At 38.9% G+C, this 15,533-nt stretch carries 14 protein-coding genes; 5 read left to right on the top strand and 9 right to left on the bottom strand.

Going from position 1 to position 15,533, the window contains the following annotated elements; all coding sequences use genetic code 11:
- Window positions 1–69 precede the first annotated feature (69 nt).
- Complete coding sequence (locus AKG98_RS07420) at window positions 70–969, top strand: hypothetical protein (protein WP_067043621.1); 900 nt, start codon at window positions 70–72, stop codon at window positions 967–969.
- 66 nt (window positions 970–1,035) lie between these two features.
- Here AKG98_RS07420 and AKG98_RS07425 read toward each other — a convergent pair whose 3' ends face one another.
- The 7 genes from AKG98_RS07425 to AKG98_RS07455 form a co-directional block, all read right to left on the bottom strand.
- On the bottom strand, window positions 1,036–1,917 hold the full coding sequence (locus tag AKG98_RS07425; protein ID WP_067043624.1) for an RNA polymerase sigma factor RpoD/SigA: 882 nt from the start codon (window positions 1,915–1,917) through the stop codon (window positions 1,036–1,038).
- A gap of 170 nt (window positions 1,918–2,087) precedes the next feature.
- Window positions 2,088–2,432, bottom strand: a complete 345-nt coding sequence (locus AKG98_RS07430) for a metalloregulator ArsR/SmtB family transcription factor (protein WP_067045110.1) — start codon at window positions 2,430–2,432, stop codon at window positions 2,088–2,090.
- A 67-nt stretch (window positions 2,433–2,499) separates the two neighbouring features.
- The gene (locus AKG98_RS07435) at window positions 2,500–3,702 is read right to left on the bottom strand and encodes an NnrS family protein (RefSeq protein WP_067043627.1); all 1,203 of its coding nucleotides are present in this window, start codon (window positions 3,700–3,702) and stop codon (window positions 2,500–2,502) included.
- Between the two features lie 146 nt (window positions 3,703–3,848).
- On the bottom strand, window positions 3,849–4,085 hold the full coding sequence (locus AKG98_RS07440; RefSeq protein ID WP_067043631.1) for a FeoC-like transcriptional regulator: 237 nt from the start codon (window positions 4,083–4,085) through the stop codon (window positions 3,849–3,851).
- On the bottom strand, window positions 4,048–6,360 hold the full coding sequence (feoB, locus tag AKG98_RS07445) for a Fe(2+) transporter permease subunit FeoB (RefSeq protein WP_067043634.1): 2,313 nt from the start codon (window positions 6,358–6,360) through the stop codon (window positions 4,048–4,050). Before feoB ends, AKG98_RS07440 begins: the two co-directional genes overlap by 38 nt.
- A complete protein-coding gene (locus tag AKG98_RS07450) occupies window positions 6,360–6,587 on the bottom strand; it encodes a FeoA family protein (RefSeq protein WP_067043637.1) in 228 nt (75 codons plus the stop codon). Before AKG98_RS07450 ends, feoB begins: the two co-directional genes overlap by 1 nt.
- A gap of 241 nt (window positions 6,588–6,828) precedes the next feature.
- Entirely contained in the window at window positions 6,829–8,661 is a 1,833-nt protein-coding gene (locus AKG98_RS07455; RefSeq protein ID WP_067043641.1) for an ABC transporter ATP-binding protein, read from the bottom strand.
- Window positions 8,662–8,979: 318 nt separating this feature from the next.
- Between AKG98_RS07455 and AKG98_RS07460 the strand changes: the two genes are divergently transcribed.
- The 4 genes from AKG98_RS07460 to AKG98_RS07475 all read left to right on the top strand — a co-directional run bounded on the left by AKG98_RS07460 (window position 8,980) and on the right by AKG98_RS07475 (window position 14,946).
- Window positions 8,980–10,224, top strand: a complete 1,245-nt coding sequence (locus tag AKG98_RS07460; RefSeq protein ID WP_067043644.1) for an aromatic amino acid transport family protein — start codon at window positions 8,980–8,982, stop codon at window positions 10,222–10,224.
- Between the two features lie 553 nt (window positions 10,225–10,777).
- Window positions 10,778–11,704, top strand: a complete 927-nt coding sequence (locus tag AKG98_RS22450; protein WP_067043647.1) for a hypothetical protein — start codon at window positions 10,778–10,780, stop codon at window positions 11,702–11,704.
- 265 nt (window positions 11,705–11,969) lie between these two features.
- On the top strand, window positions 11,970–13,745 hold the full coding sequence (locus AKG98_RS07470; RefSeq protein ID WP_067043650.1) for a bifunctional UDP-sugar hydrolase/5'-nucleotidase: 1,776 nt from the start codon (window positions 11,970–11,972) through the stop codon (window positions 13,743–13,745).
- Between the two features lie 316 nt (window positions 13,746–14,061).
- Window positions 14,062–14,946: a hypothetical protein gene (locus tag AKG98_RS07475; protein WP_067043653.1), complete on the top strand. Its 885-nt coding sequence runs from the start codon at window positions 14,062–14,064 to the stop codon at window positions 14,944–14,946.
- A gap of 63 nt (window positions 14,947–15,009) precedes the next feature.
- On the opposite strand, the gene AKG98_RS07480 is transcribed toward AKG98_RS07475, so the two are convergent.
- Entirely contained in the window at window positions 15,010–15,330 is a 321-nt protein-coding gene (locus tag AKG98_RS07480; RefSeq protein WP_067043655.1) for a YdbL family protein, read from the bottom strand.
- 16 nt (window positions 15,331–15,346) lie between these two features.
- Window positions 15,347–15,529 carry a YnbE family lipoprotein gene (locus AKG98_RS07485; RefSeq protein WP_017219822.1) on the bottom strand — a complete coding sequence of 61 codons (183 nt, stop codon included), beginning with the start codon at window positions 15,527–15,529 and terminating at the stop codon, window positions 15,347–15,349.
- Window positions 15,530–15,533 lie beyond the last annotated feature (4 nt).

The following is a 15,533-nucleotide window of genomic DNA, read 5'->3' on the forward strand; positions in this document are numbered from 1 at the left end:
ATCTATCTAGTAATGTGTATTTTTCATTACATCTAATAAAATCAATCAATCCAACCAATAAGTGACATCATGAATATTAAATTAGTTTCAGGCGTGGTTATCGCCGGACTTGCGGCAAGTTATGCTGGCGGTAAGTTTTATATGACAAACCAAGTAGAAAAACAACTTGATGCGAAGATCATCGAAATGCAGCCTATGATTGATGTTAAATATGGCGATCTAAGTGTTGAACCTATCACCCAGAAAATTCAATTACATAACGTAGTACTAAGCCCTGTTGATGGCAGCGCAACCCCTGTCACTATTAATGAAATAACCATTAATAAGTTTGATGTAGAATCAGAATTCCCTGCCGCGTTAGACATCGCATTAAACGGGATTTCTATTAGCATTGATGATATTGAACCAAAAACAGCAGAACAGCTTAAAGAACTTGGTTATACGGATAATATGTTAATCAGCCTATCGACAAAATACACTTACGTTAATGACGTAATGGATTTACAGCTTGGTCTAAGTGCACAAGACATGGGTAAAATGGAATACTCGCTTAACTTAGCTAACTTCCAATTTGATCCGAAACAGCCGATTAGCCTATTATTCTCTTACCCGAACTATCAGCTAAATGCTGCCGAGTTTACTTACACAGACCAATCATTTGTTAAACGCCTGCTTAAACAAGAAGCGCAAACGTCAGACATCAGTGTTGAAGAATTAAAACAGCGTGTATCAGACAAGATAAATACCATGCTGGCGGCAGATCTTGAAAACAAGAAAAATGAACTGAGTGATGCAGAGATAAAACTTGCGACAAATGCGGCGGCGACATTTGTTAAATTTATTAATGACCCGAAAAGTATTACTATTTCTGTAAACCCAGAACAAGCCGTCACTTTAGGTGAGATAACACAGATAAAAAATGATCCTGCTAAATTAATTTCCTTACTGAATATGGCATTCAAAGCATAGTAACCGCCATTAACGACTAACAACAAATAAGGTCAGCCATTTTATCTATGGCGGACCTTATTACCATTAAATACCTGTCGTACAAATAGAATCGGCTTCAAAATCAAAATCTTCTTTTACTAAGTCATTCGCACATAATTGCTCTCTAACTTGACTCAAGCCATTACGAATAATTTGTCGTACACGTTCACGGGAAATATCCATTAGCTGTGCAATGGCTTCTAAGCTCATTGGGTCCTGCCCTTTAAAACCAAAGCGTAAACGAATAATGTTTTGACTACGTACCGGCAGGTATTCTAATAATGCGTCCATATATTCATAATAATCACATTTTTCATAACGAATATCAGGCTGGCAATTCACTTCAGCAGCAACCAAATCTTTTAGGCTAGCCAATAAATTATCACCACTGCGGATCTCTTTATCTAAAGATCCTTCATTAAAATAATGACCTAATATATTCAGTACTTTACGAGGTGATATTTTGAGTTCTTGGGAGATTTTAGTAATACCTTCGTTGGTATCAAGATCAAGGCCAAGTTCAGATGAAGCTTTCAATATCTGTTTATAGACGCGTGTAACATGAATGGGGATACGAATGGTTCGAGAATGGTTCATAATATACTGTTCAATATTGTTTCTTATCCACCACACTGCATAAGTTGAAAATCGGCAACCTCGTTCTGGATCGAACTTATCGACCGCATGCATTAAGCCTGTATTACCCTCTTGAATTATCTCATCCCAATCAAGTGAATAGTTTTTATATTTCTTCGCCACCATAAGAACCAATCTCAAATTTGATTGGATCATCGTGTCCCGAGCAGATTTATCCCCACTGGCTGCAGCAACGGCCGTGTCGTATTCTTCCTGTTTAGACAGCAGCTGACTAAATTTTTGTAATTCATCAAAATACGCATCAAGTGCGTGACTAGTCATGTTATTCATTAATCATCCCTGTTTATGGTTCACTACCATAGTAACACAACAAGGTGACACCTAGTCTCGTTTTGTCAGGGTTAATATCGCCAAATATAAATTTAAAACAGCAAGTTATCCTGGCAGGGGCATGCTTAAAGAAATAATATTAAACGAATGTATTGAATGTTTATTTTAGGTTAATCACACAATACTTCACGATTAGGGCGACATGTCATTGAACTTAAACGCTGTACTTCTTGTTGAATACTATTCAAGTTATTCGCTAACGTGAGTGACAATATTTCTTGTGCCCAGTCAGGTATATTAGGGTTAATTTGATAATGCACCCATTGGCCCTGCCGTCTATCAATGACCAGTTTTTTCTGACGTAACAGGGCCAAATGGCGTGACACCTTTGGTTGACTTTGTTCTAATGCATGCGTTAATTCACACACACACAATTCATTTTCTCTCAGTATTAACAATAGACTTTTCAATCTAGTATCATCTGCTAAGCACTTGTAAAACTGGAGTAAATCCATAATTAAGTTCATTTTAGGTGGCACATGCCGCCACTCTATATAAACCTTGTTTAGCTGTCAAACGGTTCTAACCTGGGCGGCCATCCTGTCGCGCTTTAAACAACATCGGCGTGTAATGATAAACAAACAAGCCAAATGCAATTAACCAAAATACAATGCTCAAATTAATAAAGGTAATATAATACTGCATCCAAAAAATAGGGCCTATTACGCGTATTATGACCGCCATAAAAATACTGAAAAATGCCACGAACATCGCTTTAGGCTGTTGCAGCATACGTCCTGTATGACCCAGTGAAACACGAGATATCATCGCCAAAATTAATCCACCCATGCCGCCAATTGTAATTAAATGCCACAAATGGTTAACAATTGGGACATTAATAAAGTAACTCATGCCTATGGTAAATAGTCCTGCCCAGATAAAAAATAACGAGCCATGGATAGACCACAACAGCGGCACACCCAAGGTAATCCAAGGCTTCCAGCGATACCAGCGAATGGCTTGGCAACATGCTGCGAGAATAAATAAGATGCCAAATACAGGCTTAGGAACAGAAAATAAAGGGTGAATTAATAACAGTAGGGTAATAACACCTAAACTGCCTGCTGCTAATTTTTCCAACCAAGGAAGTGGTAATACTTTTGCGGTTTTAGTCCCGTTGGCAGTAAACATCGGCACAACACGACCAGCCATCATCGACATTAAAAATGCCATTAGCATTACGGATGCATAAGCAGCTTGGTTGACTGTCATGTTCGCTAAACCTAATTTAGCCAAATGTATTTCAATATTTGCCAAGGTAAATAAAACTAATAAAGGTACAAAAAATAAATTTCGGTACTGTTTTATTTTTACCAAGGGTTTGGCTAAAACATAAGCAACTACAGGCAGAAAGCTTAAATCAATCAATATGATAACGTAATCATTTAATAACATGGGTAAAAGTAAAGCAATTCGACCTGCCAGCCAAAGCATGAATAAACCAAGTAAGGGTAGCCCCGAAATACCACGAACCCCAGTCCAATTCTGGATCGCGGTTAACAAGAAACCAGCAACTATTGCACAGCCAAAACCGAACAACATTTCATGTATATGCCACCACAAGCCGCCACCGTAAGGCTGAAAGGTAATATAACCAGATAACATTGCGCCCCATAACAACAATGCAACCATACTAAACAAAGCGCCTGCTAAGAAGAAAGGACGAAAGCCAAGACGTAATACTGGGAGGATTTTTTGTTCCGCCGCCAAGTCTGTAATTTGCATTGATTTAACCTTTTAAATAGTAATTGAGATTGAGTATATGTGGTAACAAAAGGTCTGTAATTGACAAAAGGCAAATACCCAACTTATTTAGTCAAGTATTTGCCTTTTTATTGATGATATTAGATCTGGTCTAGCTGAACACAGTTTTAGTTAATAACAGTGACCGCAAGTTCGCACTCGTCATTCCAACGATAGTAAACATCGCAGTTTGATTGTCCCAGTCGAGGACGTTCGCTGATTGTTGTCGATATCTTGCCTTTCGCTATCCAAAGTGCCAGCATCGCATCGATACCGTCTTCACTAATGCCAAAGGTTTTGGCTAGCTCAGTTCTGTTGGTTTTACCGTTAACAACAAGATGATCTTTCAGACGTGTTAAAATCATATTTGCCCTGTTCCTCTTGTAGTTTTATTTTATTTCCCTGTTTTTTCAGTAGTGCAATCACAACGCACATCAACACACTGAAGAAGCCTATCCAGCCCATACTTGATGCAGGGTGTGCTGAAAACTCAACGATTTGGTAGTACATAGTGGCAACAAAATAACCTAAGAACATAGTCCAGCCAGCAATGAATACAGCAAATGGACGACCAAATTCGCGCACATAAGCGCCCATTGCCGCAGCACAAGGTGTGTATAAAAGAATAAATAATAAGAATGCAAAAGCAGCAGCGTCGGAACTGAAGCTCTCTTTCAAGTTACCAAAGATTGTCACATCCACTTCTTGATCGTCAGCAACCGCATTCATATCCGTTAAATCACCTACATCAACACCCAATGGATCTGAATAACTTAAATTCGCCAAATTCGCAGGGATTGATAATACCGCTTTTTGTAAACTGGCCAATAAATCAAATTCAGCATCATCTTCCTCTGCACTTGAATACAGGCTATTTAACGTGCCGATAACCGCTTCTTTGGCAAAAATACCCGTAATAATACCCACGGTTGCTTGCCAGTTATCTGCTTTAATACCAATAGGTGCAAGTAACGGCGTTGCTACTTGTGCAACTTTCGATAATACTGAACTTTCAGTTTCTTCATTACCAAAGCTGCCATCAGTACCCAATGAATTAAAGAAACTAAGACATGCGACAACCAACACGATCGTTTTACCCGCACCAAACACAAAACGTTTTAGTTTTTGCCAAGTGATGATAAGCATATTCTGCATTGTCGGTAATTCATAATCCGGCATTTCCATGATAAAGCTATCACTGCGGCCAGGATACAAACTCCAGCGTAATATGAGCCCAGTAAATACCGCCACTAAAATGCCAATAATGTATAACGCAAAGACAATATTTTGGCCATGCTCAGGGAAGAATGCCGCCGAGAATAATGCATACACAGGTAATCGTGCGCCACATGACATAAACGGTGCCATAGCCGCAGCTAAACGACGCTCACGCTCGTGTTCGAGTGTACGCGTTGCCATAATGGCAGGTACGTTACAGCCAAAGCCCAATACTAACGGAACAAATGCTTTACCAGGGAGGCCAATTCGTTGCATTACTTTATCAAGTACAAATGCAGCACGCGCCATATAACCCGAGCTTTCAAGTAACGATAAGAATAAATACAAAAAACCAATCACGGGAATAAAAGTGGCAACAGTTTGAATACCACCGCCAATACCATTTGCGATAATAGTAACAAGCCAAACAGGCAATAATCCATCTAATAAATAGTGTCCGCCATCAACAAGTACGCTGCCAAAGCTAATGTCAAAGAAATCAATGAATGCACCACCAATATTGATAGAGAACATAAACATTAAGTACATCACAGCAAAAAAGAATGGAATACCAATGTATTTATTCAACACCACTTGGTCGACTTTATCACTGAATGAACGGCTTAATTTACCTTCCTGACGACGCACCTTATTACAAAGTTGGTGTAAATACGTATATCGAACGTTGGCAATATGGAAATCGGTCTCAATTGACTCTGCGACTTTATTTTTAATGTCTGCAATCACAATCAAGGCATCAAGACTAATAAGATCGACAATTAACGCATCATTTTCGAGTGCACGAATAGCGAGTGAACGTGGGGCGGCATCGTGATCGAAAAAATAAACGTCTAGTTCACTAATCGCCGCTTCTATTTCTGTTCCGTAGTCCATCGCAAGCGGGACAGTAACCACGCCTCTTTGCACAATTGAGTGTAAGTCTTGTTTAAAGCTGCTCACTTCATTTTTGGCATTTGCAGAGAGTGCGAGTACTGGACAGCCAAGGGCTTTTTCTAATTTTTTAACGTCTAAAACTTGGCGTTGACGCGCTAATACGTCCATCTTGTTTAACACCACCACCATTGGACGACCTAACTCGCGCAATTGCAGTGTCATATATAAACTGCGCTCTAAGCACGAAGCATCGACAACATTAATGATCAGGTCTGCCGCATGATCCAACGCTGCTTTCGACGCGATCATTTCATCGACACTATTCACTTCGTTACTGCTGTCCAAGGCATAAATACCCGGTAAATCAGTTAATAAAAACTCATCACCCGCATGGCTATAGCGTCCGGTTTTCTTATCAACCGTCACACCGGCCCAGTTACCAACACGTTGATTCGCACCCGTTAACGCATTAAATAGCGTTGTTTTACCACTATTTGGATTACCAATAGTTAAGATTTGATACAACATTAAGCGACCTCAACTTCAATCTGTTGTGCTAACTTCTTCCGGATCGCAACCGAGACTCCACGCACAGATATTTGTAACGGGTCACCCATTGGCGCACGACGAATTAATGTGACTTGGGTATTAGGTAGCACACCTATTACCATTAACTTCTTTCGCGTGTCAGCAGGTAAGCCTGACATATCGGTAATTTTAGCGACAACACCATCGTTTAATAGCGCTAACTTCATATCTTCACCTAATCCTAATGATAACTATTATTATTCATATTTTACGCTTGCAGTATAAATAACTATTGATATGAATCAATACGCTATAAACGAAATAGCCAAAACAGCCAAAAAACAACACCAAAGTAGTACTTTTATATAACAGCAGGGTTTATAGAGTGGTTTTTGTGTAGTAAATGAATATATGCAGCTCAGCACATTGAATAATATATGAGCTGCACAAATCTGTAATTAAGAACGATTAATCATTTTCACCGATAAAGCCACCAGTTTGATGCGCCCAGAGCTGTGCATAAATACCTTGTTTCGCTAAGAGCTCTTTGTGTGAGCCTTGCTCTACAACACGGCCTTCATCTAAAATGATCAGACGATCCATCGCTGCAATTGTTGACAGACGATGCGCAATTGCAATGACAGTTTTACCGTCCATCAGTTCATTTAAGCTATCCTGAATGGCTGCTTCAACTTCAGAATCTAACGCTGACGTTGCTTCGTCTAACACCAGAATCGGCGCATCTTTTAATAACACGCGAGAAATAGCAATACGCTGACGTTGACCACCCGAAAGTTTAACCCCCCGCTCGCCAACTTGTGCGTCATAGCCCTTATTACCAAAGGTATCCGTTAAGGTGCTAATAAACTCATGCGCACATGCTTGTTTTGTTGCTTGAAGCAATTGCGCTTCACTCGCATCCGGATCGCCATACATGATGTTATCGCGAATAGTACGATGTAGTAAGGATGTATCCTGTGTAACCATGCCAATCTGACCACGTAAACTGTCTTGCTGGACATCACTGATATTTTGACCATCAATTTTGATCGCACCCGACTCCACGTCATGAAAACGCATTAACAAGTTAACCAAGGTCGACTTACCCGCACCAGAGCGCCCTACTAGACCGACCTTTTCACCCGGCTTAATCTTAAGGTTTAAGTTATCAATCACGCCAGCTGACTCACCGTAATGAAAACTAATATTATCAAACTCGATTTCACCCGCTGATACAATTAGCGGTTTAGCATTTGGTTTATCTTCAATATCAATAGGCTTGGCTAAGGTATTCATGCCATCGATCACTGTGCCCATATTTTCAAACAGACCACCAATTTCCCACATGATCCATTTAGACATGCTGTTAAGGCGTAACGCCAAACTGATCGCGACAGCAATAACACCCACACTTAAACTGGCGTCTAACCACAGCATGATCGAAATAGCAGCAACACCAAAGAGTAATAAATAATTTAATAACTCGACGCAAAAGGTGAACCCCGTAACCAAACGCATCTGTTTATGCACCGTCACAAGAAATTCGTCCATGCCTTCTTCGGCATACACCATCTCACGAGAGTTATGCGAGAACAATTTAACCGTGGTGATATTGGTATAACTGTCGACTAATCGCCCTGTCATCATTGAGCGTGCATTGGCTTGCTCTGTCGAGATCTGTTTAAGCTTCGGCACAAAATACAATTGAATAGCGACAAAACCAATAAACCACGCCAGCATAGGCAACATGAGTCGTATGTCAGCCTGGCCAATCATCACGAGCATTGCAATGAAATACACCGAGATATAGACCAATACATCCAGTAATTTCATCACGGTTTCACGTACAGACAAGGCTGTTTGCATCACTTTTGTGGCAATACGACCGGCAAAATCACTTTGGAAAAAAGACACACTTTGACGTAACAAATAACGATGTGCTAACCAGCGGATAGACATAGGATAATTGCCCAGTAATGTCTGATGCATGATTAATGAATGTAATAATACCAACAATGGCATCACCACCAGTATCAATACGCTTAGGCCAATGAGGCTAGCGCTTTCATCGTCTAAGAAATTCTGTGGCTCATGGTTTGATAACCAATCCACCAGTTGCCCCATAAAACCAAATAATGACACTTCTAAAATAGCAATCATCGCACTTAATACTGCCATCGCTAATAAAGGCGACTCAAAGCCACGGGTATAATAACGGCAAAACGCCACCATATCTTGCGGCGGCTGTTCAGGTTGATGCTTGGGAAAAGCCGAAGACCATTTTTCAAAAAACTTAAACATAAAGGATTATTATCTGAGCAAATAAAAGACCCCCTATAGTACTACGTAATTGATAAAGTTCGTAGTCCGCACAAGGTTACCAACCAATCGACAGCAGAAATTAATACTATTAAAAACCAGATCAGACAGGTGTAACAATTACTTTACGATACAATTTACACTTTTTACACTTTTTACATTGCACTAACCCATATAAAATAAGTAAACTCGCTACACCTTAATGGTTTATGAATATTTAAGGTGTTTATTGTAAACAAATGTTTACGAATTTTTAATTGCAATCCGTAATGGAATGTTTATGACTGTGAATAAGGTTTTATAACTGTGAGTAAGATAGTAGGAAGTACCCTTATTGTTGCTGGTACCGCACTTGGTGGCGGTATGTTAGCTTTACCCCTTGCATCAGCTGGTTTAGGTTTCTATACCGCCGCCTTTTTGATTATCGTCAACTGGGCATTAATGACGTATACAGCGTTGTTGATGTTAGAAATACATCAGCATGCCGAACAAGATGCGACACTTAACTCGCTTGCAAAAAATTTACTGGGTAAACCCGGTCAATATCTCGCAACATTTGCTTCTTTCTTCTTATTCTATGCCCTTTGTGCCGCGTATATTGCCGGTGGCGGTTCGCAGTTAACCAACAAAATAAACGATTTATTGAGTTTAGAATTAACCCCACAATTTGGTGCTGTGTTACTAACCATCATTGTCGCGACTGTGGTGTCGATTGGCACGCATTCGGTTGATATCGTAAACCGTGTATTGTTTAGCGTAAAAATTATTGTCTTAGCACTCACGCTCAGTCTGTTATTTCCACACGTGCAGTCTATTAATTTATTAGAAATGCCAGTAGAGCAAGGATTATTGCTATCGGCTTTACCCGTAATTTTCACTTCGTTTGGTTTCCACGGCAGTATTCCGTCAATCGTACGTTATGTCGGTATTGATATTAAAACACTGAAGAAAGTGATGATCTGCGGTGCATCTGCGCCACTTGTTATCTACCTGCTATGGCAAGTTGCAACGCAAGGTGTGTTAAGCCAAACGACTTTAATGGCAAACAACTCGTTAACCAGTTTCATTGCATCGCTCAGCTCAGTGTTACAACAGCCGCAAGTCAGTCAATCAGTCTCTATTTTTGCAGACCTTGCCCTCGCGACCTCATTCTTGGGGGTGAGTTTAGGTTTGTTTGATTTGTTATCAGGCATGATGAAACGCGCGAATACGAGTATTCATAATAATGACAGCGACGATAGTACTAACGCAGACGGTAAATCACACCGTGTCAAAACAGCATTGGTCACATTTGTACCTCCGCTGGCTTTCGCACTGTTTTACCCACAAGGTTTCATTACAGCGCTAGGCTACGCAGCAATCGCACTGGTTATCCTTGCAATCTTTTTACCAGTTGCTATGGTGTCTAAACAACGTAAAGCACAAGCAAATGGTTATAGAGTTATCGGTGGTAACGTAACGCTCGTGCTTGCAAGCCTAATGGGTTGTTTGATTATCACATCGCAGTTTTTGCAAATGGCGAAAATGATCCCAGCGGTTGGTTAACCTCGTACCTAAGTAGTACTGAATAGTACTGAATAGTACTGAATAGTACTGAATAGTACTGAATAGTCGAATATAAAACAGCCCAGCTAAGATGTAATTTATTCATCATTGTTGGGCTGTTTTGTAATTAAAATTTATAATGCAGTCGTACCAACATCCCTGTGCTTGGCGAATAATCCAATACAGTATTCGATATGTTCGGAAGCCGAGATCCAAACTCATTAAGGTTGAATCTAGAATAGCGGATCAACAAGAGTCTTACTTTTTGTGTATATCATCCCTTTGTAGAGTTCGATTTTCAGACTAAAACTGAGGATGAATAACACGCTGATTAATTTAATATTCCCCAAAATAATTTTCTACCGCGTCTAAATCACCACAAAAAACCAAATCATCATTAAATTAAAAAAAGATAGTACGATTACATTCATTTACAAATTAAGGCTTGAGAAGTTTTATTTGATAAGTATAATCCGCCACCCAACAATGTAATGCAAAACACTGAACGATATATTCGTTTGAACTTGTGAACTTTAAAAGACGGATAATCCAAATGAACCCAATTAAATCTCTCGTGGCCACAACTTTATTGTCGGTGCTTCTTACTGCATGTGGCGGTGGCGGTGGCGATAAAACAACTCCGGTAAAACCGACGACTCCGGTAAAACCGACGACTCCAGTAAAACCGACAACTCCAGTAAAACCGACAACTCCGGTAAAACCGACAAAACCGGTAAAAGAAAAAGAGTTCAAGCTAGATAGAACTCTTTTAGGCGTATATGGGCCGAATGGTGATGCTCTTTTACCTCCACTTGCCAATGTTATAGGTAAGGATAACCCAGACGCTGAGAACATAAAAAATGACGTCCAAAAAGTCCTTAAGGTGGTAGATAATATTGCAGAGACAATTATTGAAGTTAATGCTCTGGTTATGTTTGGCAGCTCAGTATTCGATGAACAACTTCCAACACTTGACGCTAAAGTTAAAGAGTTAAAGAGTATTTACAACGTTAATGACATTAATTCGATAAGAAATAACTTGGGATTTCAACAAATAAGCCATAATAGAAGACATTCATGGCCTCATCCTAAACTTGGTAATATAAAAGCACCCCTAACCCATGCAGGCGGTGAAGTTTATTTTTGGAATGTCACCTCGGACCGCTATTATATTGACGACAAAAATATAGGTAAAGTTAAGATTCAACTAGCTCAATTAGACGAAGGTGCATTCAACGTAGAACTTAAAACTATTAATGAAAGCGGCGAATTTGATGGAAGATACGAATATACCTTCAGAAGCGATAAAGAAAGAATGCTAGTCAGCTATAGTAACAATGACTACGATAGTTCAATTTTAATTAACCATAATTATAACAGTCAGGTAATCACTGTTGGTGAGTTACCATTTAAAAGCACTAGTAACATAAAATACAGAGCATCCTACGATGCGAGTAATAACACACTAACCCGAAAATAAAAGTTTCGTTAAAAATAAAAGGCGCTATGTTCAATAGCGCCTTTTATAACTTAAAGTTAAATTCAAACTCCCTTTCATAAACAAAACCTAGCGGCTCAACAAGAGTTTTTCTTTTTAGTGTATATCATCCCCTTGTAGAGTTCGATTTTCAGACTAAAACTGAGGATGAATAAACTGTTCGCCCTATTTAAGCTACTATATTTAGTGTATTTACACTGCTTGTGTATGATTCACGATATTTTAATTATTTTAGAGACGCTATACCATGAAAGTAAAACTGGCCGCATTAATTTTTGCACCTTTGTTCATCGCACCTTCATTTGCATCTGAAAATGTAAATGTGACCATTCTTGGTACTTCCGATCTGCATGGACGCTTTATCCCTTGGGATTACTCTACAGATAAACCGAATCCAAAAGGAAGTCTTAGCCAAATTGCGTCCAAAGTGAAAGAGATCCGCAACACCGAAAAAAACGTTATTTTAGTCGATGCCGGTGATGCGATCCAAGGTAACGGGATAGAGACGTTTAAGCATGAGCCAGTTAATCCTATGATGTTAGGTTTTAATGCATTGCATTATGATGCTTGGGTATTAGGCAATCATGAATTTGATTTTGGTTTAGATGCGCTTAACAATGCATTTAACACTTTCAATGATACGCCGCTTGCGGGTAATATTTTTCATGATGATAAGCGTCGTTTTCTTCCTGCCTATAAAATAGTAGAACGTGATGGTATCAAAATCGGCATTATTGGTATGGATACGCCAATGGTTGAACACTTTGCAAAAGGCAGCGATAGAATTAATGGGATTAATTTCACCAACCCAAGCCTTGAAGTCAAAAAAGTGATTGCTGAAATTAAAGACAAAGTCGATGCCCTTGTGTTGGTGGCGCATATGGGAATAGACAACGAAAATAATATCGCAGATACCAGTGTTGGGGATATTGCGAGAGCTAATCCGGAACTCGACGCGATCGTAGCTGGTCACATGCATGTAAAAATAGATAAAGTCGTTATTAATGGCGTTATCATTACCGAACCCTATAAATATGGTCGAGCGTTATCACGTATTGATCTGACATTTACGCGACAAGATAACGGTAAAGTTAACCTAATTAATAAGAATAGTTTTACTTATAATATGAACAATCAAGTATCAGATAAACAACTTGAAACTATTTTCAGTCCTTATCATCAGAAATTACGTGATAATGCAAATCGTGTTATTGGTACATTAAGTGGCGAAACATTAACACCAAAAAATAGAATAAACGGTATACCAGAAACACAATTACACGATACCGGATTAACCAGCTTATTTCAGGATGTTGGTTTTCATTTTGCACCACAAGCGAATGTAATTGCTATTCACCTAGACAATATGAATCCTAAAATGGATCTTGGGGCGGTTACAGCAAAAGATATTGCTTATAACTATGAATATGCTGGCGGTGAATATACTGTTTATGCAATGACAGGCCAAGATCTTAAGAAATATATGGAATGGTCTGCAGGATATTTTAACCAGACACATGATGGTGATTTAACTTACAGCTTTGATGAAAAACGTCGTTCATCGAAATACAGCACGCATGATATGTTTGGCGGTGTTACTTATAAAATTGATCTTCGCCAGCCTGCAGGAAAGCGAATTGTTGAATTAGCAATGAATGGTAAACCTGTTACAGATAAAACTGTCATCCACATTGGTATGAACGCTTATCGTATGGGCCACTTAACGAAAAAAGGTGGTGTATTAGAAGGACGTACATTTACTGTTTTATCTGACTCTAAAGCAGAATATGGCGAAGAAGCAGGCACAATTAGAAACCTAACTATCCGCTATATCTCTGAAGTTAAAAAGGGCAAGATCATTGGTAAAGCAGAAAATGACTGGTCAGTGATTGGACTTACTGGCCATCATGCTGAACGCGAAATCGCTCGTAAGCAAGTTAATGAAGGTGAACTAGCATTACCAACTACACCTGATGGTCGCTATACCAATGTGAAATCGATTAGAATAGCTGACTTAAAATAGCTATATAAGAAGCCCTGCTATGATGTAATTTATTCATCATAGCAGGGCTGATTTGTCACTAACATTCATTTTTATAAGATTAATAACACGCTGATTAATTTAATATTCCCCTTAAATAGGGCTTATACAGTGGAAATCACCACAATGAATTTACAAAAATCATAAATCTCCAAAAAGATAGAATTCTTACATTTACTGACAAATAACATTTTGATAAATTTTTTCTGATAAGTATAATCCGCCACCAATAATTATATGAAAAACGTTAAACGATATATTCGTTTTGATTTTCACTCTATAAAGACGGATATTCCAAATGAAATCTATTAAATCCCTCGTAGTCACGACTTTATTGTCGGTACTTCTCACTGCATGTGGCGGTGGTGGTGATAAAACCACTCCGGTAAAACCGACGACTCCGACGAAAGAAAAACAGTTCAAGCTAGATAGAACGCTTTCAGGACTATATGGACCTAGTGATAATGCTCTTTTACCCTCACTTGCCAACGTCACGAGTCAGGATAGCCCAGACGCTAAGAGCGTCAAAGATAACATCCAAAAAGTCCTCAATGTGGTAGATAATGCTGCTGAAACCATAATTGAAGTTTACGCTATAGTTGCATTTGGCGAGTTTGATCGATACCCGACACTTAAATCTCAAGTTCTACGGTTTAATAGTGGAGCCGAAAGTTCGGGACACAATCTTCGTGACATTAGCGGTATGGTAGAGGAACTGAAAGAATATAAATATACCCATGACTCAAAGCCAAATTGGGTTCACCCTAAACTCGGTAATATAAGTGCGAAACTTATAGCGACAACGAAATTAAAATATATGGTGACGGTTATTGCGGAAAACTATTATATTAACGACCATAATATAGGACAAGTTGAAATTAAATTAGCAGTGACAAAACAGGATGAATTTATAGTTAAACTTAAAACTGTTAATGAAAGTGGCGAATTTGATGGACGATATCAATATACGTTCAGGAATAATAAAGAAAGAATGGTGGCTTATTATAATAACAATGACGACGAAAATTCATTTTATACTAAGCATGACTATAATAGTCAGGCAGTAGACATTGGTAAACTAGAAGCTCGAGAAACTAAAAAACCTGGTGAGAGTCTCTTTAAACTGAGCATTGACCATACAGCTTCATACGATGTGAGTAACAACACTCTTATTCGTAATTAATGTAACCAACCGTTAATAGAAAGCGCTATATTCAATAGCGCTTTTTATTTAATTAAGTTGTCGTTACTTCTTCTTCCACTGACCTGGAGAAGATTCAATAAACTGACCTTTTTCTGTCAACGATATTGCTTTTTTCGCTGCACGTACAGAAATGGCCTTAACCGACACATTATGCTTGGTTGCTAGCTCTTGATATTTAGCTTTACGCTTATCATTTACCGTTTTAACTAATGCATTCACTTCACTGCTTGGTTTCACAGCGCCAAGGTAACCATTCGTTTGCTCACCAACCAATCCTGATTGCTTCGCGTCTTGTAAATCAATCGCCTGTACCGAAAATGACATAGCGACTAAAATAATCAAGGTTGAAAAAATTCTTCTCATTGTAATCTCCATTTGACTAGAATAACTCATCATCGCTAAACACATCATCTAGCTCTTTATCTACTTTCACTTTAATCTCGTGATCAATTTTTACATTTAAATTAATCACAATTGGCTTATCGGGAACGGCAAGTTGTACTGTCGGCGTACAACCAGCAATAAGTACAAGTAAACTTGCACTAAATAACAGTGCTTTCATATTA

Origin of the sequence: Moritella sp. JT01, assembly GCF_001574435.1 — a bacterium.
Taxonomy (GTDB): domain Bacteria; phylum Pseudomonadota; class Gammaproteobacteria; order Enterobacterales; family Moritellaceae; genus Moritella.